Here is a 25,812-nt window from a genome sequence, read left to right on the forward strand (position 1 = left end):
TTAAGTTTAAAAATGATTAAAGTTGAGACTCACTCACATTAGTCATCGTTTAATATCGTCGCCAACACATCCACTAAAGCTAAAATATCTCGCTGACAATGGTTAGCATTTAACGTTAGTCTTAGTCTTGCACTATCCTTAGCGACGGTCGGCGGCCTAATGGCTCCAAGCCAAAATCCATGTTCTTTTAACCTTTTAGCGACCGCCATCGTCTTTGCCGAGCCTCCGAGCATAATAGGTTGAATAGCGGTTTGAGACTCAGTCAACTCAATTCCATTGGCTGCACAGGCCTCTCTAAAACACGAAATATTCTCGGTGAGTTTTTCACGTAATTGAGGCTGCTCTCTTATCATGTTTATCGCCGCATATGCCGCCGCTGCACTCGCGGGTGATAAGGCCGTGGAATAGATATATTGGCGGGCGTTAGCCACTAAGAAGTCAACCAAGTCTTGGCTGCCTAGAATAGCCGCGCCTTGGCCACCCATAGCTTTACCGAAAGTCACCAATTGCACATCAATTTTTATCTCAGCGGATAAATTAGAAGCCCCTAAACCATTCTCACCTATGACACCAAAACCATGAGCATCATCTACGATTAGCCAGCTGTTATTCTGCTGACAAAGTGCTGAAAGTTCAGCTAGTGGTGCAACATCGCCATCCATGCTGAACACGCTCTCGGTAATTAAAGCGCTAGGGTTAAAGCGCTCAAAATCTATTTTGGCGCTATTAATGTCGTTATGTGCAAATCGCTTAAGTTTAGCGCCGCTACCTTGAACGCCATCAATAACTGAAGCATGGATAAACTTATCGGCTAGCACGATATCGCTTTCGTTAAAAAGCGTCTTCATCAGTGCCGTGTTAGCGCTAAAACCGGAACAAAACAACAGCGCAGCTTCATGGCCTGTTGCCTCACATAAAGCCTGCTCAAGTTGCAGATGTGCTTGCGTGTAGCCCACAACTAGTGGCGATGCAGTACTGCCCACCCCGTAATCTTTTGCCCCTTGATATAGGGCGTCAGCGATAATCGCAGAAGTAGATAACCCCAAATAGTCATTACTACTAAAATTAACATAAGGAAGCGCATCGACTTCGAAGTAATTTGACTGACTAGGATCTAAAACAAGGTTAATTCGCTGTCTTAACAGCCCTTGCTCATCTAACGAGCGGTTTTTTGTCACTACTCGCGCGCTCAATGACTCTTTGACTGGATGGTTAACGGAAGTTTCTGACATTAAGCTTGCTCGATTTAAAAATTGAATTACCTAAGAAACCCGCTTCAATTTCAAGCAAGTCTGTCTTGTACCCGTTTATCATCACATGAGAACACCTTGCACGAGATGATAAACTTGGAGGGCACTCTATAGTTCATTAATGTTGGCTTTATTTTAGTTCGTTTATAACGGTCTAATACCGTTGTTTATATAAACTATTTAGTTGTATTACTGTTCCGAAAGCAATTGATGCAATTTTACAGTGCACCCGCATCATAAAAAGCAGATTCTTTTTTGTCTTGTTGAGCGGCTGCTTTAGCGAGCATGGCTTCATCTTGTTCTTTCGTTGCTGCAACACCTTGCTCAGGATGTAAGCCTAACTTTTTAAATAACGCCATATCATCATTTTCTTCAGGGTTTGGAGTCGTCAGCAGCTTACAACCATAAAAAATTGAATTCGCACCAGCAAAAAAGCACATTGCTTGCAGCTCTTCTGTCATATTTTCACGGCCCGCTGATAATCGAACTCGAGATTTAGGCATAGTAATTCGTGCAACCGCGATGGTGCGCACAAACTCTAATGGATCAAGGTCATCAAGCTTTTCGAATGGCGTACCTTCGACTTTCACCAACATATTAATAGGTACTGAATCTGGATGTTGTTCTAAATTAGCTAGTTGCTGAATGAGCCCCGCTCTATCAGTCGCTTTCTCGCCCATTCCAACTATACCACCCGAGCAAACTTTCATGCCAGAAGCTCGTACGTTCGTTAAGGTATCAAGGCGACTCTGGTAGGTGCGAGTAGTGATAACATCACCGTAATATTCAGGCGAAGTATCTAAGTTATGGTTGTAATAATCTAAGCCCGCGTCTGCTAGCGTATTGGCTTGGTCGGCTGACAACATACCTAAGGTCATGCAGGTTTCCATACCTAGCGCTTTAACTTCTTCAACCATGGTTTTCAGATACGGCATGTCACGTTCTTTAGGGTTGCGCCAAGCGGCTCCCATGCAAAAACGTGATGCTCCTGCCGCTTTTGCACTACGCGCTTCGGTCAATACGGTTTCCATCGCAAGCAACCGCTCTTTTTCAAGACCGGTATCATAGCGCGCACTTTGCGGACAATATTTACAGTCTTCAGGACAAGCTCCGGTTTTAATCGACAGTAAGCGACTGATCTGAACTTCGTTAGGATCAAACTCTTGGCGATGAATGCTATGCGCCTGAAATAGAAGATCGTTCATCGGCAGTGCAAATAAGGCTTCTATTTCTTCCCGCTTCCAGTTATTTCTTAGCTGTACGTCAGACATCTTGTTCCCTTCTTAACTCACACATTTATCTAAAAATGCTATTTTTATCACGCTGTCACAAAGCGGGTTAACAACCCAGATGTAAAACCAGCTTGGCACCTTCATAACCTGCTTGGTAAATCCATTTAAAAACAGAGGATTAACCATATTCAGCTAAGCGGTTTAGCAAATATTTATCTTGCTTAGGATACCTGCAAGCCGTAACCTGTCAACGTAACATGAATCAAAAGGTTTACTAGCGGTCAATATATGAGCAAAGAGAATCAATCTAATACAGCAGGTATCGATCTTCAATTTGATAGAGACCATCTATGGCACCCCTACACTTCAATGGCCAATGCGCTTCCTGCCTATGGTGTTGTATCTGCCGAAGGTGTTGAACTTCAATTAGAAGACGGGACAAAGCTCGTTGACGGTACCAGTTCATGGTGGGCTTGTGTTCATGGTTATAGTCATCCAAAAATCGTTGCAGCCATGCAGCAACAGACAGCACAATTGAGTCATGTGATGTTTGGCGGAATTACTCATCGCCCAGCGGTTGAACTTGCACGTCTACTTATCGAAATGACAAGCCCCAAATTGACTAAAGTTTTTTTAGCCGACTCGGGATCGATTGCGGTTGAAGTGGCGATGAAAATGGCGCTGCAATATTGGCAAGGTAAGGCTAAACCTAATAAACAAAAAATACTGACCATTAAGAATGGCTACCATGGTGATACTTTTGCAGCCATGAGTGTATGCGATCCTGAAGGCGGCATGCACACCATGTTTGGTGAACTGGTCACTAAACAGTTATTTGCCCCCGCCCCACAATCTTGTTTCGATGGTGACTTTGACCCAACAGAACTCAGCGAGATTTCCAACCTATTTGAAGATAATCACCATCAGATCGCTGCATTGCTCGTTGAACCTATTATGCAAGGCGCTGGCGGGATGCGTTTCTACCACCCGGAATACTTAGCTTCGCTACGTAAGCTTTGTGATAAATATGACGTACTGCTTATTCTCGATGAAATCGCCACTGGCTTTGGCCGCACAGGCAAGCTATTCGCCTATGAACACAGCGGGATTGAGGCAGATATTTTATGCCTAGGTAAAGCATTAACAGGAGGCTATATCTCCTTGGCCGCGACCTTATGTAGTAACGAAGTTGCCCAAGGGGTGAGTGATTCGCCAGCCGGTGTCTTTATGCATGGTCCGACCTTTATGGGTAACCCACTCGCATGCTCTGCGGCAATTGCCAGTTTAGAGCTGCTTCAAGAAAATCATTGGCAAGGTCAGGTTAACGCCATTGAATCTCAGCTCAAGCAGGAATTAACCGAAGCGATAGATTACCCAAATGTAACTGATGTTCGTATATTAGGCAGCGTTGGCGTACTTGAGATGAATGCGACCCTCAATACAGCCGAATTACAGCAACAGTTTGTCGATTTAGGTGTTTGGATAAGACCTTTTTCCAATCTTATCTATATCATGCCACCCTATTGCATAAGTTCTTCGCAGTTAAGTAAATTAACTAACGCGATGAAAACTGTGGCAAAACAGATCAACTTACCCGATGATAACAGTGCTTTTATCAGTCATGGTTAATTAGTAAAGGCATCTGTTTTTTGCACTGTACTTTATTTCTCTGTCCGGCCCATTGTCGCTAAAACTTGCCGAGGTCGGACAGCTATTCTTCACCACTCAATCCCCATTCACGTTATTACTCGCTTTACTCTTTGCCTACTCTCTATGTCAGTTCGTTAGACGGTATCCTTTGTTCTGTGCCACAAACCACTGAAAATTAAATATGCAGCGCTGCACTAGGTGGAAATTTATACCAGAAATGTCTAACCCTAGAGCGTATCTAGGTCTGTCGGTTAACTCCCCACCTTAGATTTGGCTATAAAATGTGATTTTTTTATGATATTTCGTTTAATTTAGCCCTGAATGATAAAAATCGATAAAATAAATTGAAAAGTATTGCTATACTTGCGCGGAATTTTAGAACGTAACTCCAATAGAGTAGAAAAATGACTGATTTATCAAAGTACAGAAACATTGGTATCTTTGCTCACGTTGACGCGGGTAAAACTACTACAACTGAGCGTATCCTAAAGCTTACTGGTAAAATCCATAAGCTAGGTGAAGTGCATGACGGCGAATCAACAACTGACTTCATGGAACAGGAAGCTGAGCGTGGTATTACCATTCAGTCTGCTGCTGTTAGTTGTTTCTGGAAAGATCACCGTTTCAACGTTATCGACACCCCTGGTCACGTTGACTTTACAGTAGAAGTTTACCGTTCTCTTAAAGTTCTTGATGGCGGTATCGGTGTATTCTGTGGTTCTGGTGGTGTTGAACCACAATCAGAAACTAACTGGCGTTATGCTAACGAATCTGAAGTTGCACGTATCATTTTCGTAAACAAGTTAGACCGTATGGGTGCTGACTTCCTACGCGTTGTTAAGCAAACTAAAGACGTACTAGCTGCTAACCCACTAGTTATGGTTCTTCCTATCGGTATTGAAGATGAGTTCAGTGGTGTTGTTGACCTACTAACTCGTAAAGCATACGTTTGGGATGATACTGGCGAAGCAGAAAACTACACAGTAACTGACGTTCCTGCTGACATGGTTGACCAAGTTGAAGAATACCGTGAAATGCTAATCGAGACAGCTGTTGAGATGGACGACGACCTAATGGAATCTTACATGGAAGGCGAAGAGCCATCTATGGAAGACATTAAGCGTTGTATCCGTGCCGGTACTCGTGACATGACTTTCTTCCCAACATACTGTGGTTCTGCTTTCAAGAACAAAGGTATGCAGCTTCTTCTTGACGCTGTTGTTGATTACCTACCAAACCCAGTTGAAGTTGATCCACAACCTCTTACTGACGAAGAAGGTAACGAGACTGGTGAAGTTGCTCTAGTTTCTATCGACGAGCCACTAAAAGCACTAGCATTCAAAATCATGGATGACCGTTTCGGTGCACTAACATTCGTACGTATCTACTCAGGTCAGCTACGTAAAGGCGACACGATTCTTAACAGTGCAACTGGTAAGACTGAACGTATCGGCCGTATGTGTGAAATGCAAGCTGATGAGCGTAACGAACTTGATTACGCACAAGCTGGTGACATCATCGCGATCGTTGGTATGAAGAACGTGCAAACTGGTCACACTCTATGTGATGTTAAGCACCCTTGTACTCTTGAAGCAATGGTATTCCCAGAGCCAGTTATCTCTATCGCAGTAGCGCCAAAAGATAAAGGCGGTTCTGAGAAAATGGGTATCGCTATCGGTAAAATGATTGCAGAAGATCCATCTTTCCGCGTAGAAACTGACGAAGACTCAGGTGAAACTATCCTTAAAGGTATGGGTGAGCTTCACCTAGACATTAAGGTAGACATCCTTAAGCGTACATACGGCGTTGAGCTAATTGTAGGTGAGCCTCAAGTTGCATACCGTGAAACTATTACTCGTGAAATCGAAGATAGCTACACGCACAAGAAGCAATCTGGTGGTTCTGGTCAGTTCGGTAAGATCGACTACGTTATCCGTCCAGGTGAAGCTAACACTGGCCTAACGTTCAAATCTTCTGTTGTTGGTGGTAACGTTCCTAAGGAATTCTGGCCAGCAGTTGAGAAAGGTTTCGCTAGCATGATGAACACCGGTACTGTTGCTGGTTTCCCTGTGTTAGACGTTGAATTCGAACTTAAAGATGGTGCTTTCCACGCAGTTGACTCGTCAGCTATCGCGTTCGAAATCGCAGCTAAAGGCGCATTCCGTCAATCTATGCCAAAAGCTGGCGCACAACTTCTTGAGCCTATCATGAACGTTGACGTATTCAGCCCAGATGACAACGTTGGTGACGTAATTGGTGACCTTAACCGTCGTCGTGGTATGATCAAAGACCAAAACGCTGGTGTTACTGGTGTTCGTATTAAGGCTGACGTACCGCTTTCAGAAATGTTCGGTTACATCGGTTCACTACGTACTATGACTTCTGGTCGTGGCCAATTCTCTATGGAATTCGCTCACTACAGCCAGTGTCCAAACAGTGTTTCTGAGAAAGTTATCGCTGACGTTAAAGAAAGAAACGCTAAGAAGTAACTATTAATTTAGTTATGACTCTTTAGAGTTTTAAGCTTTAACAAAAAGCCTATAGATGCAAATCTATAGGCTTTTTTATTACCTTTTTCCTCGTAAAAAATAAGAGAAACCAAGGTTGCTAGCGACTCTGTAAAAGAGAGTAATGCCAATCAGTAAGTATGAAAGTCACTCTGTTCAGGCGTGGGGCTCAAAAATATTGGCCATCCTGATAATGCTTTTTAATGGTACGCGATGTTTATTTCTATCCGCACATAGCAGCTGATGCTGTTTATCTTTTGGCTCACCTATCTGCTGGATCTGTACGAAATAGCCTTCTGCCTTTGCTGCAGCACAATAATCCTCAAATTCCCATTGCGCCATGTTGGTATTGTCACAAATAACCAAGGGGATTTTATTTGCTATTGCATGAATAAACCGCGTTAAGTTTAACTGGTGGAACTTAGATAAGTCTTTCGCATTAAACGAGTACTTTCCATCTTGATAGAAAAACTCATCAGTTGAACAAACCTTAAATTGCTCGTGGTCACTATCACTTCTTGGTAAAGCATTGACGAATTCCTCTACCCAGTAACTCTTCCCACTACCTGGTAAGCCACGCATGATAATGGCCGTACCATTGTAATTAGACTCGTGTTTCATCTATTTATCCCCTATGACAACTCGTTGTTAAGAAGGTCAGTCACTATTACGACCCTAAGCCATTACCCTATATTATTGACGATTTTGCCGTTAAGAATATCATCAACAAGTTTTGGAACGACTTCGCTAGCCCTTCCCTCTAAATGATATTGAAACTGGCTGTGGCGATCCGCAGGCATCAAATTGACTTCTACGGTTTGAGCACCGTGATGATTTGCAGTATCGACAAAACCTGCTGCAGGATAAACAGTTCCTGATGTTCCTATAGCAATAAACAGATCGCAAGTATCCAGCGCATGCTGAATTCTATCGAGACCGAAAGGCATTTCTCCAAACCACACAACATGAGGCCTTAATCTTTGTGCTGGGATACAGCATGTACAAGTATGTTCCGGTCCAAAAGCTTCTCTTAGAATAAAAGTTTGCTGAGAACGTGGGCAACGGCCTTTTGATAATTCACCATGCATATGCAACAAACGTCTAGAGCCTGCTCTTTCATGTAAGTCATCAATGTTTTGAGTAACAACCAACAGCTTGCCATCAAACTCTTGTTCAAGTTTCGCCAATGCAACATGGCCTGCGTTGGGTTCAATTGACCCATTATGAAACTGCTTCCAACGGTCGTTATAGAAACGCTCAACCAATAAAGGGTTACTGGCATAACCTTCAGGAGTCGCAACCTCTTCGATTTTATGCTCCTCCCACAGCCCGTCTTGATCTCTAAAAGTACGTAACCCAGATTCTGCTGAGATCCCTGCCCCGGTCAAAATTACAATCTGCTGGTACATCAACTGTCCTTTTTATTTGTCTTTTATTTATCTCAATAATTATTTTGCCTTCTTATAGGCGAACATGACATTAGGCGTTAGTATAAATGGGCAATAACAATACAAAATGTATGCTTAAATTGCTTGTTTTATATCTAGTTAATGGCTTTTATTTACTTAAGATGCTTTATTGCAAGATCAAAGGTTTAAGTTTTCAACTTGTACACATATAATGGATACAATCCCCACAAATGAACTGATTAACTTATAGCTAATCGTTCTGCAATCAAGAGACCAATAATGACAGATGGAAATCAAGCACTAAAGAAAGCGGGTTTGAAAGTGACCTTACCACGAGTCAAAATTTTAGAATTGATGCAAGCGCCGGAAAATCAACACATCAGTGCTGAGGATCTCTATAAGAAATTACTCGACTTGGGGGAAGAGATTGGTCTAGCAACCGTATATCGTGTTCTTAACCAATTCGATGATGCGGGCATTGTGACTCGTCATCATTTTGAGAGCGGCAAAGCCGTTTTTGAACTTGCAACACAGCATCACCATGACCACCTAGTTTGTTTGTCTTGTGGCAAAGTCATCGAGTTTTCAGATGAAATGATTGAACGTCGTCAAGATGAGATAGCTATGAAGCACAACATTAAACTGACAAATCACAGTTTATATCTGTATGGTGTTTGCACTAACGATGAGTGTGACCACGGCGTTGCTTAACAGCATTCGCTGCCATAAAAAAACCAGCTAAGGCTGGTTTTTTTGTATCTATTACTTCGCGTTTATGTGCCTACAGCACCTTATGGAATACATTCACTTTATGGCCCATAAACTTGGCACGATTTCGTTCATGCATACCGATTTTACGTGCAACGCCTTCCGAGCCTTTATTACCAAGCAAAATTAGCGCGATTGCCTCATTAATATCGTAATCTTTAAAACGCTCGAGTGCAGCTAACCCAGCCTCACAACCTATGCCCTGTCCCCAATATTGAGGTAAATATCGGTAACCCAGCTCAACTTCATTAAACTCTGTAATAAATGTCGGCCCACAAAAACCAATCACTTCACCGTCGGCTTTATGCTCTACAGCCCATCGACCATAGCCTCTTTCTTGATAACTTTTGCTGATGACATTTTCAAAGATCTGCTCAGCCTGGGCTATTGACGTCATTGGCTCGCCTGGAATAAAAGTTAAGACCTCAGGAATACTGTTCAACAAAAAGATAGCTCTGATATCTTTAGGCTCGAAATGACGCAAGATCAGCCTGTCAGTCTCGGTAATAATCACATTTAACTCCTTTTATTCCCCTTCCTAATAACTCCACTAATATACGCGTATTTTGTTTAGTTTAGAAAGTATTAAAACATGTTTGCTTAAACGTCGCCGATAGCGTTCAATGAGTTGATACCGCAGTGAAGTCAGCAACAAAGGAATGCTTTATGACTATTATGCAGAAGGTCTATTGGGTTATTGCAACCTTAGGAAACCTAATCGCCATCAATTACATGCTCAATAATACTGGCCTGTTCCCAAGCTTAGTACTGATGTTTACCCTTTTCTACACCGTTATTGGCTATTTCGATATATTCCATAGCCCACATACTCTTAATCGCCTCTATCCGGTTGTAGCCTACCTGAGATATTTTTTGGAGTCTTACCGTGTCGAAATTCAGCAATACTTTATCGCCAATGACACTGAAGAGACGCCATTTAATCGAGAACAACGCTCACTCGTCTATCAAAGAGCAAAAAATGTAAGAGACACCATCGCCTTTGGTACCCAACGAGATCTGTTAGAAGATAACTATCTAAGCCTCTGGCAGTCACTACACCCTAAAGAGATCCAAGAAACGGCCAAGCGAGTACTAATCGGCGGACCTGACTGCTTAAAGCCTTATCAAGCTTCATATTTTAATATTTCAGCAATGAGTTTCGGCTCACTCAGTAGCAACGCTATAGAATCCCTCAACCTTGGCGCACTAAAAGCGGGTTGTTATCACAATACAGGTGAAGGCGGAGTGAGCCCTTATCATTTAAAGCACCAAGGCGATATTGTATGGCAAATAGGTTCGGGCCTTTTTGGTTGTCGTGATGAAAAAGGCAACTTTAACCCCGAGAGCTTTCGCGCTATGGCAACACGCCCTCAAATAAAAATGATAGAGATAAAGCTAAGTCAAGGTGCAAAACCTGGCCATGGCGGCGTACTACCTAAAGCTAAAATAACCGATGAAATTGCAGCTATTCGTCATATACCAAAAGACAGAGACTGTGTCTCACCTGCCGTTAACCCAGAGTGTACAACTCCTAAAGACTTGCTAAATTTCGTTAAGAAGTTAAGAGATCTCAGCGAAGGTAAGCCCGTCGGTTTTAAACTTTGCGTCGGTAACCCTGTCGAATTCCTCGGGCTATGTAAAGCTATGATTGAAACAGGGATCACCCCAGACTTTATAACTGTTGATGGCGCAGAGGGAGGGACAGGAGCTGCACCTGTTGAGTTTACTAACCGCTTAGGCATGATGTGCTTAGAAGCGGTATATTTCGTCCATAACGCCTTAGTTGGCGCAGGACTAAGAGATAATATTCGCATTATCGCATCGGGAAAAACAGCATCCAGTTTCGACCTACTGGCCAAAATAGCAATGGGTGCCGATACAGTGAATGCGGCCAGAACTATGATGATGTCACTAGGCTGTATACAGTCAAGACACTGCAACACCAATATGTGCCCAACGGGTATCGCCACTCAAGATCCAGCAAGGAGTAAAGCAATCAATGTTAGCGAAAAAAGTGAGCGAGTTAAAAACTACCACAAAAATACCCTCAATAGTTTCTTTGAACTAGTTGGTAGCATGGGACTCGATAGCCCGGATAAGCTTCAACCTCATATGCTTAAACGTCGCACTCCTTATGGCTTGCTGATGTCTGTTGGCAGTTTAATCGAACCGCTTAAAGTGAACGATTTGCTCAACGAAAATGAACTTGCTGGACCTTGGAACAATTGGTGGCACATGGCTCAGACTGAAGACTTCTATTCTGAAGATACCTACATACTCAGCCCAGCAGAGCTTTCACGAACCCATAAGCCCACATAAGAACAAATCAAGCCAACAAGGTAAGCCACAAACTCATTGTAAACACTGACAGTACCGTAGACATCACTACGGTACTGGCTATAACAACTTGCTGAGCTTGTACCTGCATAGCAACCAGATAGGCATTTACCCCCAAAGGTGAAGCACTGAGCAACACCAACAATACTAACGGATCTCCCTCGACAGAAAATACAAATCGGCCAACACCGTACACACACAAGGGCAAAAGTAGTAACTTAACCGCAGATGCTATCAATGCTAAATGCCAATCTTTAGCAATCTTATAAAATGATAAATTTGCCCCGAGTACAAACAGAGCACAGCTAAGAGCTGGCTCACTGAGTAAGTGTAAGCTATTGAATAAATTAATATCTAAGGGAAACTCAAATAAGTTTAAAATGAGACCTGCAGAGATACTCAATACAATTGGGTTGAATATGATGCCTTTACTAAACTTCCAAGCACCTGCCCCATCATTATTCAGCTTCTTACTAAAAATAAAGGTTAATGAAAACAATAAAGCACTATGAAAGGTAATAACAGCGAACACCTTACCCATCATCTGCTGGCCTAATGCGCCCACAATAACCGGCAAACCAACCAATATTGTATTAGAGTAACTACAACCTAATGCGTAAACGGCACTTTTACCTTTCCTGTCTGCATCCTTAGGGGTTAACCAGTAATAGAACCCTGCACTTAAACCAAAAACCGCAATCACCGGCAGGTAGAAACTGCTTAAAACCGCGATATCAAAACTGGTTCGCAAGTCGGCTTGGTACATATTGATAAACAAAAAAGCGGGAATACTGATATAAAATGTAAAGAGACTAATACCTGCAATATGCTCTTTTGTAAATGGTCCCTTGGCTGTTAATAGGTATCCTAAACTTGCCATAAACAGTAACGGAAAAATAATCGAAATCGTCGACATGAAGGTAAAGCCCTTGCTCTTCGGCAAATTAAAAATCGAATGCACTCATTTAAAGGCTGGCATAATAGCAGAATATGAAAAGGGTTTGTTAACAACAGGTGCGTCGGCTTAGCCAATAAAACAACCAAGCGTCAGGCAAAGCACATGAGCATGAGAAAAACCTGGTGGAGAAAAGCACTCCACTAGACTCACTCTGAATTGAAAGCTTAAAGGCTCACAAAGACGTACCGGCTAGATAGACCTCCAGTCGAAGCCTTACTTATTAGAGATATTTAGCGGTATAATATTGCAGAAAATTTCTTTTTCGAATTGCTGTTCCAACTGCTCACGCCAAGACTGCTTGTTGATTGGCACTAGGTAAAACTGCTCTCTTGACGTATCTGTGACGAACGCTAAGCCGTGACGCATTAGCTCAAAATGAATATCATTAACAAAGTCAGAAGAAAAATTTTGCCGACCCGTTAACTGGTTAATGTCACTTCGCGTAAGGGAAACCCCCTCTTTAAGACTCCCGAATCTCAACCTTAACCAATCGGAAAACTCCTTTGCACTGACCATAGACATAAAAAATACCTACAAGTTCCCTATAGATAAATTAGGTATAACAGATTGTTAACAGTCCGCCATTTTTTTGACCCAATATGCTCTTTTTATCGCCAAATGGTCTAGGGAAATAAAATAACACCACATTAAACTCTAAAAATAGATCTCCAAAACTTCAAAACTAGACTTATGCCTTGCATCACATCCGTACAAAACAACTTTTTTTAACCAATAAAAAAGGCGCTATAAGCGCCTTTTTGAAACAAGCTTGGAATTACCAGCCAGTTTTAGTGCGTAATGCCTTACCGATATCAGCAAGTGAACGAACAGTCGTTACGCCTGCAGCTTCTAGCGCTGCAAACTTATCTTCTGCCGTACCTTTACCACCAGCGATAATTGCACCAGCATGGCCCATACGCTTGCCTTCAGGTGCAGTAACACCAGCAATGTATGAAACAACTGGCTTAGTTACGTTAGCCTTGATGTATTCAGCGGCTTCCTCTTCAGCTGTACCACCAATTTCACCAATCATTACGATTGCTTCAGTTAGCGGATCGTTTTGGAACATTTCCAAAACGTCGATGAAGTTAGTACCAGGAATTGGGTCACCACCAATACCAACACAAGTTGATTGGCCGAAACCTTCGTCTGTAGTTTGCTTAACCGCTTCGTACGTTAATGTACCAGAGCGAGAAACAATACCGACTTTACCAGGCTTGTGGATGTGACCAGGCATGATACCAATCTTACATTCACCCGGAGTGATAACACCTGGGCAGTTTGGACCAATCATGCGAACGCCAGTTTCTTCAAGCTTAACTTTAACTTGTAGCATATCTAGCGTTGGGATCCCTTCTGTAATACAAACGATTAGCTCGATGCCACCGTCGATTGCTTCAAGGATTGCATCTTTACAGAAAGGTGCTGGTACGTAGATAACTGAAGCTGTTGCGCCAGTCACTTCTACCGCGTCTTTAACAGTATTAAATACTGGAAGACCTAGGTGAATTTGACCACCTTTTCCTGGAGAAACACCACCAACCATCTTTGTGCCGTAAGCGATAGCTTGCTCAGAGTGGAACGTACCTTGACCGCCAGTGAAACCCTGACAGATAACTTTGGTATCTTTGTTAATTAATACAGACATTATTTGCCCTCCGCAGCTTTAACAACTTGCTCAGCCGCGTCAGTTAGACTTGTAGCAGCGATAATATCTAGATCAGAGTTAGCTAGAACTTCACGACCTAGATCAGCGTTAGTACCTTCTAAACGAACAACTACAGGTACTTGTACACCGACTTCTTTAACTGCGCCAATGATGCCTTCAGCAATCATGTCACAACGAACGATACCGCCAAAGATGTTCACAAGAACAGCCTTCACGTTTGAATCAGACAAGATGATCTTGAATGCTTCAGCTACACGCTCTTTTGTTGCTCCGCCGCCTACGTCGAGGAAGTTAGCTGGCTTGCCACCGTGTAGGTTTACGATATCCATCGTACCCATAGCAAGGCCCGCACCGTTAACCATGCAGCCAACGTTTCCGTCTAGTGCAACATAGTTAAGCTCGAACTTAGCTGCGTGAGCTTCACGTGCATCATCTTGTGATGGATCGTGCATTTCACGAATTTTTGGTTGACGGAACAAAGCGTTGCCATCAATACCAATCTTGCCATCAAGACAGTGGATGTTGCCTTCGTCAGTGATAACAAGTGGGTTGATTTCAAGTAGCGCGAAATCATGATCTTCGAACATTTTCGCTAAGCCCATAAAGACTTTAGTGAACTGCTTCATTTGAGTCGGGTTAAGACCCAACTTAAAGCCAAGATCACGAGCCTGGTATGGTTGAGGGCCAGTAAGCGGATCGATGATTGCTTTGTGGATCAACTCTGGCGTTTCTTCAGCCACAGTTTCAATTTCCACGCCACCTTCAGTAGATGCCATAAATACAACGCGACGTGTTGCACGGTCAACTACTGCACCAAGGTACAATTCATTTGCGATATCAGTACAGCTTTCTACTAAAATTTTAGCAACTGGCTGACCTTTCTCATCAGTTTGATAAGTAACAAGGTTCTTACCTAACCAATGTTCAGCAAATGCTCTGATCTCTTCTTTATCGCCTGTGACTTTAACGCCACCTGCTTTACCACGGCCGCCAGCGTGTACTTGACACTTAACAACCCACATATCACCGCCAATATGTCCTGCTGCTTCAACTGCTTCTTGGGCAGTATCACATGCAAAACCTTCTGACACTGGTAAACCATATTCGGCAAATAGGGCTTTTGCCTGATATTCATGCAAATTCATGATGATCTATCCATTATACTTCTTATGTATTTCAGCAGGCCCAAATAGGCCTGCAACTAGGGTATTGTCTGTCTTGACTTAAAGGTCAAGAAGCAGACGAGTTGGATCTTCAAGGAAGTCTTTAATAGCAACCAAGTAACCAACTGATTCACGTCCATCTACAATACGGTGATCGTAAGAAAGTGCGAGGTACATCATAGGCAGGATTTCAACCTGACCATTAACTGCCATAGGGCGATCTTTTATGGCATGCATGCCTAAAATCGCGCTTTGTGGCAAATTCAAGATTGGCGTTGACATCAATGAGCCAAAAACACCACCGTTAGTCACGGTGAAGTTACCGCCAGTCATATCTTCAACGGTTAACTTACCGTCACGGCCTTTAATGGCTAATTCACGAACATTACGCTCGATATCGGCAAGGCTCATTTTGTCGGTATCACGTAGTACTGGTGTTACCAAACCGCGCGGAGTTGATACTGCGATACTCACATCAAAGTAGTTATGGTAAACAATATCATCACCGTCGATTGACGCGTTCACTTCAGGGAAGCGCTTAAGTGCTTCGGTAACCGCTTTCACGTAGAAAGACATGAAACCTAGGCGAATACCATGGCGCTTCTCGAAAACCTCTTGATATTGCTTACGAATATCCATGATTGGCTTCATGTTAACTTCGTTAAACGTTGTTAGCATGGCCGTAGAGTTTTTCGCTTCAAGCAAGCGGTTAGCAATCGTCTTACGAAGACGCGTCATTGGTACGCGCTTTTCGCTACGTTCAGCAAGTGGTGCTACTGCTGCTGGCGCTGAAGCACTTGCAGGCGCAGCTGCAGGTTTGTTCTTAACAAACGCTTCAACGTCTTCTTTAGTGATACGACCACCAACGCCTGTGCCTTTAACTGCATTAGCATCAACGTTATGCTCTGCAATTAGACGACGAACTGATGGGCTCAGTGCATCATTTGACTCATCTGCAGTTTCGCCTGCTGGCGCTACGGCTTCAGCTTGTGCTTTAGTGACTTCTTGACCCGCTACTGCGCCAGCAACAAAGCTTGCAATCACAGCTTCGCCAAGAACAGTGTCACCTTCTTCGGCTAAGAATGCCGAGATCTGACCATCTTCAGGGGCAACAACTTCAAGTACGACTTTATCAGTTTCAATATCAACAAGGATTTGATCACGAGAAACTTGCTCGCCAGCTTGAACATGCCAAGTAGCAATGGTTGCATCTGCAACTGATTCTGGCAGTACGGGTACCTTAATTTCGATACTCATGGATTACGATCCTTTTTATAAATGTTCTATTACTACAGCTTTAATGCACTGTTGATTAATGATTCTTGTTGCTGAGCATGCAATGCAGGGTAACCACATGCTGGTGCAGCTGAGGCTTCACGACCGGCATAGCTTAACTGAGCTCCGGCCGGAATGACGCTCCAGAAATGGTGCTGACTACAATACCAAGCACCTTGGTTTTGTGGCTCTTCTTGGCACCAAACGAAATCTTTTACATGGCTATATTCAGCAAGCGCTGCTGCGGCTTCTTCGTGTGGGAACGGGTACAATTGTTCAACACGAATGAGTGCAACATTCTCTAAGCCTTCTTTACGGCGACGTTCAAGTAGCTCAAAATAAACTTTTCCGCTACAGAATACGACTCTATCGACTTTACTTGCATTTAATTCATCAACTTCACCGATGATATTTTGGAATGAGCCTTCAGCGAGCTCCTCCAAGCTTGATACGGCTAATGGATGACGCAGTAAAGACTTAGGTGACATAACCACAAGTGGACGACGCATAGGACGTACAACCTGACGACGCAGCATGTGGTAAACCTGTGCTGGAGTCGATGGCACACACACTTGCATGTTGTGGTTAGCACAAAGCTGTAAGAATCGCTCTAGACGTGCACTTGAGTGCTCAGGGCCTTGGCCTTCATAACCGTGTGGTAACAGCATAGTTAGACCACATAAACGGCCCCACTTCTGCTCACCCGATGATAAGAACTGGTCAATAACAACTTGAGCACAGTTAGCAAAGTCACCAAACTGCGCTTCCCATAGCGTCAATCCGCCCGGTTCAGCTGTCGCATAACCATACTCAAACGCTAATACTGACGCTTCAGACAATACTGAGTCGGTAATATCGATTGGGCCTTGCTCATCGGCAATGTTACGCAGTGGCATATAAGCTGTTGCGTCATTTTGATTATGCAGCACCGCGTGACGGTGGAAGAAGGTACCACGGCCTGAATCTTGACCCGTTATACGAATACGCTTCTTGTCTTCAAGAATCGACGCATAAGCCAAGGTCTCGGCAAACCCCCAATCGAGTAGCTTCTCACCAGACGCCATTGCTAGGCGGTCTTTGTAGATTTTCGCTACTCGTGACTGCAACTTGTGACTTTCAGGCACGTAGCTAATTTTGTCAGCTAACTGCTTAATGCGCTCTATCGGCATCTCGGCTTGATATGCATCATTCCAATCGGCGCCGATATATGGACTCCAATCGACTGAGTGCAATGTCATTGGGCGCCATTCTTTAACAACGCAATCACCGCCATCTAGTGCATCACGGTAATCGTTCACCATAGAAGTAACTTCATCGCTACCGAGTGCATTTTCAGCAATCAGTCTGTCGGCATAGATTTTTCTTGGTGTTGGATGCTTCTTGATTTTGGCGTACATCAATGGCTGAGTAGCACTCGGCTCATCGGCTTCGTTATGACCATGGCGGCGATAACAAACCAAATCAATCACTACGTCACGCTTAAACTCGTTGCGGTAATCAACCGCAAGTTGCGACACAAACGCTACCGCTTCTGGGTCATCAGCATTGACGTGGAAAATCGGAGCCTGAACCATCTTAGCGATATCGGTACAGTACTCAGTAGAGCGCACATCTTCAGTTAAGTTAGTGGTGAAACCCACTTGGTTGTTAACCACGATGCGGATACTGCCGCCAACTTTAAAGCCACGAGTTTGTGACATGTTAAAAGTTTCTTGCACAATACCCTGACCAGTAATCGCCGAGTCACCATGAATGGTAATAGGCATGACTTGCAGACCCGTATCGCAACCACGACGGTCAAGACGAGCACGCACAGAACCAATAACCACTGGATTAACAATTTCTAGATGAGATGGGTTAAAGGCGAGTGCTAGGTGAACGTTGCCACCTGGCGTTTCGAAATCAGACGAGAAACCTTGGTGATATTTAACGTCACCTGAGCCATTTAGCTCATCGCTGTGCTTGCCAGCGAATTCGTCAAACAATTCTGATGGCTTCTTACCCAGAATGTTTACCAGTACGTTTAAGCGACCGCGGTGGGCCATACCGATAACGACTTCTTTGGTACCCGCATCGCCAGCGCGATAGATGATTTCACGCATCATAGGAACGAGCGCATCGCCACCTTCTAATGAGAAGCGCTTTGCACCTGGGAACTTAGCACCTAGGTATTTTTCCATACCTTCTGCAGCGTTAAGTCCTTCTAGAATTCGAGTCTTATCTTCTTTCGAGTAATTTGCAGCACCGAGAGAAGGTTCGAGACGTTGCTGGAGCCAACGTTTCTCATCGGTGTCAGTAATGTGCATATACTCTGCACCGATAGAACCACAGTAGGTGGCCTTAAGTGCTTTAACTAAGTCCACCAGCTTCATGGTTTCGCCACCATGAGCAAATGAACCCGTGTTAAATTGACGCTGCATATCATCACTGTCTAAGCCATGAAATGCTGGATCTAATTCAGACACCTTGTCACGCTTCCAAATATCAAGCGGATCTAAGTTGGCATTCTGATGACCGCGGAAACGGTGAGCGTTAATTAACTGTAGGACTTTCACTTGTTTTGCATCGACTTCAGGATCGGTCACCTTAGGTGAACCTTTCTGACGTCCTTCTAATGCAAGACTACGAAAATAGTCGCGTACTTTAGAGTGGGCAGCTTCTGGTACATCAACCGATGTGCCATTAACTAGAGGGAGGTTATCAAACACGACACGCCAGTCTTCAGTTACCGACTGCGGATCTTCTTGATAGGCTTCATACATCTCTTCTACATAGGTCGAGTTCGCACCATTGAGATGAGACGATTCGAGCCAGGCTTTCATGATGCCTTGGTGCATTTCTATTCCTTTCAAACTGTATACACTTGCTTAGCCAAAGTCATAAATACAGATAGTTTGAGCTAGCCCAAATTTTCTGTAATCTCTGTAGCCCCTAGAGTTCCAGATTATCGTTATATTCGTCTTCCATGACACAAAAAAGAGCCACTCTCCACAGGGAAAGTGACTCATATAGAGCTATATCAATATCGGCTCTTGGTACTGCATTTAAACGGCTCTCTTCAGAAGCATAGACTTAATGTGTCCAATTGCTTTTGTCGGATTTAGCCCTTTAGGACAAACGTCAACGCAGTTCATGATGCCGTGGCAGCGGAACACACTGTACGCATCATCGAGCCCAGATAGACGCTCTTCGGTCGCAGTATCGCGGCTATCGATCAAGAAGCGATAAGCATGCAGCAAACCACTTGGACCGATGAACTTGTCTGGATTCCACCAGAACGAAGGACAAGCCGTAGAACAACATGCACACATGATGCACTCATAAAGTCCATCTAAATGCTCACGCTCTTCTGGTGATTGCAGATGTTCACGCGCAGGCGTTTTCTCATCGTTAATCAAGAAAGGCTTAATCTTTTCATACTGGGTATAGAACTGAGTTAGGTCAACAATCAAATCACGTACTACAGGCATACCTGGTAGTGGACGGATTTCAATCTTTTTACCTTTGAAAGTAGAAACAGGCGTAATACACGCAAGACCGTTTTTACCATTCATGTTGATACCATCACTACCACATACACCTTCACGGCATGAACGTCTAAACGCCAGTGTTGGGTCTAACTCTTTTAGCTTAAGCAGTGCATCAAGGACCATCATGTCGGTGCCTTCATCCACTTCTAAGCTGTAATCCTTCATGTACGGCTTAGTGTCTACATCAGGATTGTAGCGATAAACTGCAAATTCCAATTTCATCGGGTCTTCTCCTTAGTAGGTACGCTTGATTGGCGGGAATGCGGCGCGAAGCTTAGGCTCCATGTTCACATCTCGCTTAGTCATAAGCTCGGTAACTGGGTCAAAAATACTGTGACATAACCAGTTTTCATCATCACGCTCAAGGTAATCTTCACGTGAGTGTGCGCCGCGGCTTTCAGTGCGGAAGTTAGCCGCTGTCGCCGTAGCAATTGCCGTTGCCATCAAGTTATCTAACTCTAAACATTCAATACGCTGAGTATTAAATTCAGTTGAATTGTCAGATAGCTTGGCATTCGCTAAACGCTCACGAATCGCTTTAAGCTCTTTAAGGCCTTCAGCCATCGCATCGCCACTTCTGAATACTGAGAAGTTCAGCTGCATACAAAGCTGTAAGTCTTTACGAATAACGGCTGGGTCTTCGCCATCTTTGTTACTTTCCCAGCGATTCAAACGCGCTAGAGAAGCATCAATATCTGCTTGGCTTGCTTCTTTTGGTGTTGGCGTTTCATCTAACGCTTTACCTAAGTGTTGACCCGCCGCACGACCAAATACTACAAGATCTAACAATGAGTTACCACCCAATCGGTTAGCTCCGTGTACCGATACGCACGCAATTTCGCCAACAGCAAATAGACCAGTGACTTCATCTTCGCTGCCGTCGCTATTTTGGCGAACAACCTGACCGCTCACTTTAGCTGGCAGACCACCCATCATATAGTGACAAGTTGGCAATACTGGAATTGGACCGTCTGCCGGATCGATATGAGCAAATGTACGAGAAAGTTCACAAACACCTGGAAGACGTGCTTCAAGGGTCTCTTTACCTAAGTGATCAAGCTTAAGTAAACAGTGCGGACCTAATGGGCCATCTAGACCACGACCTTCACGAATTTCAGTCATCATTGAACGTGCGACCACGTCTCGAGATGCTAAATCTTTCGCGTTAGGTGCGTAACGTTCCATGAAACGTTCGCCGTCTTTGTTTAACAGGTATCCGCCTTCACCACGACAGCCTTCAGTTACAAGTACACCAGCGCCAGCAATACCCGTTGGGTGGAACTGCCACATTTCCATGTCTTGCATCTGCACGCCAGCACGCATTGCCATACCCACGCCGTCACCGGTGTTGATATGTGCATTCGTGGTAGAAGCGTAGATACGCCCTGCTCCGCCTGTCGCTAGAATTGTTGCTTTAGCTTTGAAATAAACGATTTCGCCAGTTTCAATTTCGATTGCAGTACAACCAACAATCACGCCGTCTTCATTTTTGACTAAGTCGAGTGCATACCACTCAGAGAAAACTTCGGTCTTATGTTTTACGTTTTGTTGGTATAGGCAATGCAATAATGCGTGACCTGTACGGTCAGCAGCTGCAGCTGTACGAGCAGCCTGTTCGCCACCAAAGTTTTTAGACTGACCACCGAAAGGACGTTGGTAAATCTTGCCGTTTTCGAAGCGAGAGAAAGGTAGACCCATGTGCTCAAGCTCGATAACTGCTTCTGGGCCGGTCTTACACATAAACTCAATCGCTTCTTGGTCACCGATAAAATCGGAACCTTTCACGGTATCGTACATGTGCTGTTCCCAGTGATCTTCGTGTGCATTACCCAGGGCTACGGTAATACCACCCTGTGCAGATACCGTATGAGAACGAGTTGGGAAAACTTTAGATAACAGCGCGCAGCTCTTACCTTCTTTAGATATTTGTAGAGCGGCACGCATACCGGCGCCACCTGCACCGATTACAACCGCGTCAAATTCGCGAACTGGAATACCCACTTAAACACCCCACACTATCAAAATGCCTGCTGCCAAATAACTGAAGGCTGCTACGACAAAAACAAACTGAAGTACACCACGTAGAGCAACACACTTTACATAATCCGTTAGTACCTGCCAGATCCCAATCCAGGCATGAACTAAAATCGCGACAAGTGCTAGTAGTGTAAAGACTTTCATTGGCAATGCGCTAAACAAGCCGTGCCATGCGTCATAAGTTAGTGGAGAGCTACATGCGATAAACCCAACCAAAAAAATGGTGTAACAGGCTAGGATCACGGCACTTGCACGTATAAGAATAAAGTCATGGACACCACTGCGGCCAAGACTTGCTGCGTTAGTTACCATACCCAAATCCCCGCAATGATTGAAAACACTACTGACAATGCAATAGTGACTTTAGCCGAAGTCACGCCAGAAGAAAGTTCTTCCCAGTAGCCAGCATCCATCACTAAGTGGCGAATACCCACTATTAAGTGATAACCCAGCGCGGTAAGAATTCCCCAGACGATAAACTTAACCATAAAGTTATCAAAGAGAGATTGGACACCTGCGAAACTGTCGGCTGATGCTAATGATTCATTAAGCAACCAGATAAGGATACCGACGGCAAACAGCATGATTACACCCGATACACGATGAAGAATGGACGCGATCGCTGTTGCAGGGAAACGTATGGTCTGCAGATCTAAATGGACAGGTCTTTGCTTTTTCACGTTCTGCTCACTCTGCTCAATTGAGCTATTTTTTGTTATATGAACCGCTTTTGTTTAAATTCCAATCAGTGATTTAGATCACGGTTTGGAACTTTTACAAAAGAAAACTTGAAACAAACATTTAACAGTTTTAGCAACCACTAATTAAGCATGCAAAAAAGTGATAACTACTCGCTAATGTATGCAGCTCTTCTGAGCTGCGGCAAGTATACGTGGGTGAAATGTCAAATACAAACATCACATTATGCAAATTTTGTTTTTTTGGTAAAAAAATCTGCCAAGCCATTGCTGACACAAGTACTTTAGTCAGTTTAAGACCATGGTCTAACAAATTTAAACGCTTATTTAAATTGAAATGTGATCCAGATTCACTGTAAAGTGTTCACGTTTGATAAGCCGCACTCAATAAGAATGAAGTAAGGAGAATGGGGTATGGCTGATAATATAGCCACATTAGAACTACCAGGGAATGATTCAATCGAACTGCCTATTAAAGAAGGTACGGCAGGATTTGATGTAATCGACATCAGTAAGCTAGGTAGCAAAGGTCACTTTACCTTCGATCCAGGATTTCTTGCGACCGCTTCCTGCGAATCAGCTATTACCTTTATCGACGGCGAAAAAGGCGTACTGCTACACCGCGGTTACCCTATCGACCAGTTGGCAGAAGAGTCTAACTATTTAGATTTATGTTATTTGCTGCTTTATGGTGAGCTTCCAACTAAAGCGCAATACGACGAATTCGTATACACAGTAAAAACGCACACTATGGTGAATGAGCAGTTGTCTGCTTTCTTTGCAGGTTTCAGACCTGATGCTCATCCAATGGCGATGCTGTGTGGTGTAACGGGAGCGTTATCTGCATTTTACCAAGACTCTTTGGATGTGAATGACGAGCGTCACCGTGAAATTGCCGCCTATCGTTTGGTGTCAAAAATGCCTACGATTGCAGCAATGTGCTACAAGTATTCAATCGGTCAACCGTTTGTATACCCACGTAACGACTTAAGCTATGCCGGTAACTTCTTAAGTATGATGTTTGCAGTACCATGCGAAGAATACAAGGTTAACCCAATCGTTGAACGCGCGATGGATCGTATCTTTATCCTACATGCGGATCACGAGCAAAACGCATCAACGTCGACCGTTCGTTTAGCCGGTTCTTCAGGTGCTAACCCATTTGCATGTATTGCAGCGGGTATTGCGTCACTTTGGGGCCCTGCACACGGCGGTGCTAACGAAGCATGTCTAAATATGCTGGAAGAGATTGGCTCTGTCGATCGTATTCCTGAGTTTATTGCACGCGCGAAAGACAAAGAAGACCCATTCCGTCTTATGGGCTTTGGTCACCGCGTTTACAAGAACTTCGACCCTCGCGCTAAGGTAATGCGTGAGACATGCCATGAAGTGCTTGCAGAACTTAAGGTTAATGATCCGCTTTTAGACGTTGCAATGGAGCTTGAGCGCATCGCACTAGAAGATGAATATTTCGTATCTAAGAAGCTTTATCCGAATGTTGATTTCTACTCAGGGATCATCATGAAAGCTATCGGTATTCCAACAAGCATGTTCACCGTACTGTTCGCGTTAGCGCGTACAGTTGGTTGGATTGCACACTGGAAAGAGATGCTTGATCAGCCTGGTCACAAAATCAGCCGTCCTCGCCAGCTTTATACCGGCGATGCTAAGCGTGATTTTGTTGACTTAGTTAAGCGCGATTAGCAACTTATTGATGATCTCATTTAAGCTCGTCACTTAAATTGAGGCAGAAATAAACTAATAAGTTAAAAGGCACTCATTGAGTGCCTTTTTTGTTATCTAGGCCTATCTTAAGTGAAATCAGGTATGTTCACTCAATATGGTTCGCGTTAGCGCGCACAGTTGGTTGGATTGCACACTGGAAAGAGATGCTTGATCAGCCTGGTCACAAAATCAGCCGTCCTCGCCAGCTTTATACCGGCGATGCTAAGCGTGATTTTGTTGACTTAGTTAAGCGCGATTAGCAGCTTATTGATGCTCTCATTTAAGCTCGTCACTTAAATTGAGGCAGAAATAAACTAATAAGTTAAAAGGCACTCATTGAGTGCCTTTTTTGTTATCTAGGCCTATCTTAAAGTGAAATCAGTTATGTTCACTCAATATGGTTCGCGTTAGCGCGTACAGTTGGTTGGATTGCACACTGGAAAGAGATGCTTGATCAGCCTGGTCACAAAATCAGCCGTCCTCGCCAGCTTTATACCGGCGATGCTAAGCGTGATTTTGTTGATTTAGATAAGCGCGATTAACGCAAATATCTATCTTCTACAATTTAGCCAAACAGTATAAGCTCGTCACTTAAACTGCGGTATAAATTATCTAAAAGGCACTCATTGAGTTCCTTTTTTATTGCCTTTTTTATTACCTCTGTCCGGCCTATTCACACCAATATGGTTCGCACTAGCGCGTACAGTTGGTTGGGTTGCACACTGGAAAGAGATGCTTGATCAGCCTGGTCACAAAATCAGCCGTCCTCGCCAGCTTTATACCGGCGATGCTAAGCGTGATTTTGTTGATTTAGATAAGCACGATTAACGCAAATATCTATCTTCTACAATTTAGCCAAGCAGTATAAGCTCGTCACTTTAACTGCGGAATAAATTATCTAAAAGGCACTCATTGAGTGCCTTGTTTATTACCCTTTTTATTACCTATGTCCGGCCTATTCACTCAATATGGTTCGCACTAGCGCGAACAGTTGGTTGGATTGCACACTGGAAAGAGATGCTGGATATTAGTTGCGTATTTTGCTCTCGCGTCCCTCATATCCTCCCTACCTGAGCCAAGTAAGCCGTATTTACCCCCCCCTTTACTCATGCAAGGCTTTAGGCACTCGATAGTGACAAGGGTACTTATTTAAACTCGTTTAATTGAAATTTTTCTTCAAATAAAATTCATCATGAAAAATGCTAATAACAGCAAAAATGTGAGCTTTTAAACTAAAACTAGCCTTATCCTTCAGCGAAATACACGATACGAGCTTCCTATACTGCCTAATAAAACACCGCCCACATACTTAAGCAAAGCCGAAACATCGAATATTTGCGTTATTTATACCTCAAAATATAACCCAAAATACAACGCAAAACACAGCCTCTGAATAACGAGTAAAACCATCAAACCAGCACCAAGCCACACTAAACCATTATTAAGGCTCCGCTAAACCTAACCTTTGTTAAAAAAACCAACATTTGTAACTTTTCGCTACATTCTGCGGTAAAAGCACTAAAACCCATAACAAATAAAACGTAACCGACTGAATAATAAAGAATTTTGAACCTGGCACATATCCTGCTTTATCTGGCCTATCG

20 protein-coding genes and 3 pseudogenes are annotated in these 25,812 nt (G+C 43.6%); 8 read left to right on the top strand and 15 right to left on the bottom strand.

The window, feature by feature from the left end; translation table 11 throughout:
• Positions 1-38: 38 nt before the first annotated feature.
• Together K5Q73_RS07165 and bioB are read right to left on the bottom strand one after the other, a co-directional pair.
• A complete protein-coding gene (locus K5Q73_RS07165) occupies positions 39-1,232 on the bottom strand; it encodes an 8-amino-7-oxononanoate synthase (RefSeq protein WP_220759360.1) in 1,194 nt (397 codons plus the stop codon).
• A gap of 236 nt (positions 1,233-1,468) precedes the next feature.
• Positions 1,469-2,521 (bottom strand): biotin synthase BioB, encoded by a 1,053-nt coding sequence (gene bioB, locus K5Q73_RS07170; RefSeq protein WP_220759361.1) that lies wholly within the window; start codon positions 2,519-2,521, stop codon positions 1,469-1,471.
• A 249-nt stretch (positions 2,522-2,770) separates the two neighbouring features.
• Between bioB and bioA the strand changes: the two genes are divergently transcribed.
• Positions 2,771-4,111, top strand: coding sequence for an adenosylmethionine--8-amino-7-oxononanoate transaminase (gene bioA, locus K5Q73_RS07175; RefSeq protein WP_220759362.1), 1,341 nt, complete (start codon positions 2,771-2,773; stop codon positions 4,109-4,111).
• 425 nt (positions 4,112-4,536) lie between these two features.
• On the top strand, positions 4,537-6,621 hold the full coding sequence (gene fusA / locus K5Q73_RS07180) for an elongation factor G (RefSeq protein ID WP_220759363.1): 2,085 nt from the start codon (positions 4,537-4,539) through the stop codon (positions 6,619-6,621).
• Positions 6,622-6,795: 174 nt separating this feature from the next.
• Here fusA and K5Q73_RS07185 read toward each other — a convergent pair whose 3' ends face one another.
• Both K5Q73_RS07185 and cobB read right to left on the bottom strand, forming a co-directional pair.
• Positions 6,796-7,260 (bottom strand): AAA family ATPase, encoded by a 465-nt coding sequence (locus tag K5Q73_RS07185; protein WP_220759364.1) that lies wholly within the window; start codon positions 7,258-7,260, stop codon positions 6,796-6,798.
• Positions 7,261-7,322: 62 nt separating this feature from the next.
• Positions 7,323-8,048 (bottom strand): Sir2 family NAD+-dependent deacetylase, encoded by a 726-nt coding sequence (cobB, locus tag K5Q73_RS07190; RefSeq protein WP_220759365.1) that lies wholly within the window; start codon positions 8,046-8,048, stop codon positions 7,323-7,325.
• A 279-nt stretch (positions 8,049-8,327) separates the two neighbouring features.
• On the opposite strand from cobB, the gene fur reads away from it, so the two are divergent.
• On the top strand, positions 8,328-8,759 hold the full coding sequence (gene fur / locus K5Q73_RS07195) for a ferric iron uptake transcriptional regulator (RefSeq protein WP_220759366.1): 432 nt from the start codon (positions 8,328-8,330) through the stop codon (positions 8,757-8,759).
• Positions 8,760-8,829: 70 nt separating this feature from the next.
• On the opposite strand, the gene K5Q73_RS07200 is transcribed toward fur, so the two are convergent.
• Complete coding sequence (locus K5Q73_RS07200) at positions 8,830-9,330, bottom strand: GNAT family N-acetyltransferase (RefSeq protein WP_220759367.1); 501 nt, start codon at positions 9,328-9,330, stop codon at positions 8,830-8,832.
• Between the two features lie 152 nt (positions 9,331-9,482).
• On the opposite strand from K5Q73_RS07200, the gene K5Q73_RS07205 reads away from it, so the two are divergent.
• The gene (locus K5Q73_RS07205; RefSeq protein WP_220759368.1) at positions 9,483-11,135 is read left to right on the top strand and encodes an FMN-binding glutamate synthase family protein; all 1,653 of its coding nucleotides are present in this window, start codon (positions 9,483-9,485) and stop codon (positions 11,133-11,135) included.
• A 7-nt stretch (positions 11,136-11,142) separates the two neighbouring features.
• On the opposite strand, the gene K5Q73_RS07210 is transcribed toward K5Q73_RS07205, so the two are convergent.
• The 10 genes from K5Q73_RS07210 to sdhC form a co-directional block, all read right to left on the bottom strand.
• Positions 11,143-12,069 (bottom strand): AEC family transporter, encoded by a 927-nt coding sequence (locus tag K5Q73_RS07210; protein WP_220759369.1) that lies wholly within the window; start codon positions 12,067-12,069, stop codon positions 11,143-11,145.
• Between the two features lie 255 nt (positions 12,070-12,324).
• Positions 12,325-12,633, bottom strand: a complete 309-nt coding sequence (locus K5Q73_RS07215) for a hypothetical protein (RefSeq protein ID WP_220759370.1) — start codon at positions 12,631-12,633, stop codon at positions 12,325-12,327.
• A 253-nt stretch (positions 12,634-12,886) separates the two neighbouring features.
• Positions 12,887-13,759 carry a succinate--CoA ligase subunit alpha gene (sucD, locus tag K5Q73_RS07220; RefSeq protein WP_012155034.1) on the bottom strand — a complete coding sequence of 291 codons (873 nt, stop codon included), beginning with the start codon at positions 13,757-13,759 and terminating at the stop codon, positions 12,887-12,889.
• Positions 13,759-14,925, bottom strand: a complete 1,167-nt coding sequence (gene sucC / locus K5Q73_RS07225; RefSeq protein WP_220759371.1) for an ADP-forming succinate--CoA ligase subunit beta — start codon at positions 14,923-14,925, stop codon at positions 13,759-13,761. Before sucC ends, sucD begins: the two co-directional genes overlap by 1 nt.
• A 78-nt stretch (positions 14,926-15,003) precedes the next feature.
• Entirely contained in the window at positions 15,004-16,200 is a 1,197-nt protein-coding gene (odhB, locus tag K5Q73_RS07230) for a 2-oxoglutarate dehydrogenase complex dihydrolipoyllysine-residue succinyltransferase (protein ID WP_220759372.1), read from the bottom strand.
• A 32-nt stretch (positions 16,201-16,232) separates the two neighbouring features.
• Positions 16,233-19,055 carry a 2-oxoglutarate dehydrogenase E1 component gene (gene sucA / locus K5Q73_RS07235; RefSeq protein ID WP_220759373.1) on the bottom strand — a complete coding sequence of 941 codons (2,823 nt, stop codon included), beginning with the start codon at positions 19,053-19,055 and terminating at the stop codon, positions 16,233-16,235.
• Between the two features lie 207 nt (positions 19,056-19,262).
• Positions 19,263-19,970 carry a succinate dehydrogenase iron-sulfur subunit gene (locus K5Q73_RS07240; protein WP_220759374.1) on the bottom strand — a complete coding sequence of 236 codons (708 nt, stop codon included), beginning with the start codon at positions 19,968-19,970 and terminating at the stop codon, positions 19,263-19,265.
• Positions 19,971-19,982: 12 nt separating this feature from the next.
• Positions 19,983-21,749 (bottom strand): succinate dehydrogenase flavoprotein subunit, encoded by a 1,767-nt coding sequence (gene sdhA, locus K5Q73_RS07245; protein ID WP_220759375.1) that lies wholly within the window; start codon positions 21,747-21,749, stop codon positions 19,983-19,985.
• Positions 21,750-22,097 (bottom strand): succinate dehydrogenase, hydrophobic membrane anchor protein, encoded by a 348-nt coding sequence (gene sdhD, locus K5Q73_RS07250; protein ID WP_220759376.1) that lies wholly within the window; start codon positions 22,095-22,097, stop codon positions 21,750-21,752. It lies immediately after the preceding gene.
• Positions 22,091-22,486 (bottom strand): succinate dehydrogenase cytochrome b556 subunit, encoded by a 396-nt coding sequence (gene sdhC / locus K5Q73_RS07255; RefSeq protein ID WP_220759423.1) that lies wholly within the window; start codon positions 22,484-22,486, stop codon positions 22,091-22,093. The genes sdhD and sdhC overlap by 7 nt, the downstream gene beginning before the upstream one ends.
• Positions 22,487-22,897: 411 nt before the next feature.
• Between sdhC and K5Q73_RS07260 the strand changes: the two genes are divergently transcribed.
• From K5Q73_RS07260 to gltA (K5Q73_RS07275), 4 genes and pseudogenes are all read left to right on the top strand, one after another.
• Entirely contained in the window at positions 22,898-24,187 is a 1,290-nt protein-coding gene (locus K5Q73_RS07260; RefSeq protein ID WP_220759377.1) for a citrate synthase, read from the top strand.
• Positions 24,188-24,318: 131 nt separating this feature from the next.
• Positions 24,319-24,468, top strand: a pseudogene (gltA, locus tag K5Q73_RS07265) (citrate (Si)-synthase); the annotation flags it as partial.
• Between the two features lie 132 nt (positions 24,469-24,600).
• Positions 24,601-24,750 (top strand): annotated as a pseudogene (gene gltA / locus K5Q73_RS07270) (citrate (Si)-synthase); the annotation flags it as partial.
• A 139-nt stretch (positions 24,751-24,889) separates the two neighbouring features.
• Positions 24,890-25,036: pseudogene (gltA, locus tag K5Q73_RS07275) on the top strand (citrate (Si)-synthase); the annotation flags it as partial.
• Between the last annotated feature and the right edge of the window lie 776 nt (positions 25,037-25,812).

The organism is Shewanella sp. MBTL60-112-B2, assembly GCF_019655055.1.
Taxonomy (GTDB): domain Bacteria; phylum Pseudomonadota; class Gammaproteobacteria; order Enterobacterales; family Shewanellaceae; genus Shewanella.

Coding starts and splice junctions, on each gene's coding strand:
- sucA (WP_220759373.1), bottom strand. CDS start 19,055: ATGCACCAAGGCATCATGAAAGCCTGGCTCGAATCGTCTCATCTCAAT.
- K5Q73_RS07260 (WP_220759377.1), top strand. CDS start 22,898: ATGGCTGATAATATAGCCACATTAGAACTACCAGGGAATGATTCAATC.
- sucD (WP_012155034.1), bottom strand. CDS start 13,759: ATGTCTGTATTAATTAACAAAGATACCAAAGTTATCTGTCAGGGTTTC.
- sdhD (WP_220759376.1), bottom strand. CDS start 22,097: ATGGTAACTAACGCAGCAAGTCTTGGCCGCAGTGGTGTCCATGACTTT.
- K5Q73_RS07185 (WP_220759364.1), bottom strand. CDS start 7,260: ATGAAACACGAGTCTAATTACAATGGTACGGCCATTATCATGCGTGGC.
- odhB (WP_220759372.1), bottom strand. CDS start 16,200: ATGAGTATCGAAATTAAGGTACCCGTACTGCCAGAATCAGTTGCAGAT.
- K5Q73_RS07205 (WP_220759368.1), top strand. CDS start 9,483: ATGACTATTATGCAGAAGGTCTATTGGGTTATTGCAACCTTAGGAAAC.
- K5Q73_RS07240 (WP_220759374.1), bottom strand. CDS start 19,970: ATGAAATTGGAATTTGCAGTTTATCGCTACAATCCTGATGTAGACACT.
- K5Q73_RS07210 (WP_220759369.1), bottom strand. CDS start 12,069: ATGTCGACGATTTCGATTATTTTTCCGTTACTGTTTATGGCAAGTTTA.
- K5Q73_RS07215 (WP_220759370.1), bottom strand. CDS start 12,633: ATGTCTATGGTCAGTGCAAAGGAGTTTTCCGATTGGTTAAGGTTGAGA.
- K5Q73_RS07165 (WP_220759360.1), bottom strand. CDS start 1,232: ATGTCAGAAACTTCCGTTAACCATCCAGTCAAAGAGTCATTGAGCGCG.
- bioA (WP_220759362.1), top strand. CDS start 2,771: ATGAGCAAAGAGAATCAATCTAATACAGCAGGTATCGATCTTCAATTT.
- fusA (WP_220759363.1), top strand. CDS start 4,537: ATGACTGATTTATCAAAGTACAGAAACATTGGTATCTTTGCTCACGTT.
- fur (WP_220759366.1), top strand. CDS start 8,328: ATGACAGATGGAAATCAAGCACTAAAGAAAGCGGGTTTGAAAGTGACC.
- cobB (WP_220759365.1), bottom strand. CDS start 8,048: ATGTACCAGCAGATTGTAATTTTGACCGGGGCAGGGATCTCAGCAGAA.
- bioB (WP_220759361.1), bottom strand. CDS start 2,521: ATGTCTGACGTACAGCTAAGAAATAACTGGAAGCGGGAAGAAATAGAA.
- sucC (WP_220759371.1), bottom strand. CDS start 14,925: ATGAATTTGCATGAATATCAGGCAAAAGCCCTATTTGCCGAATATGGT.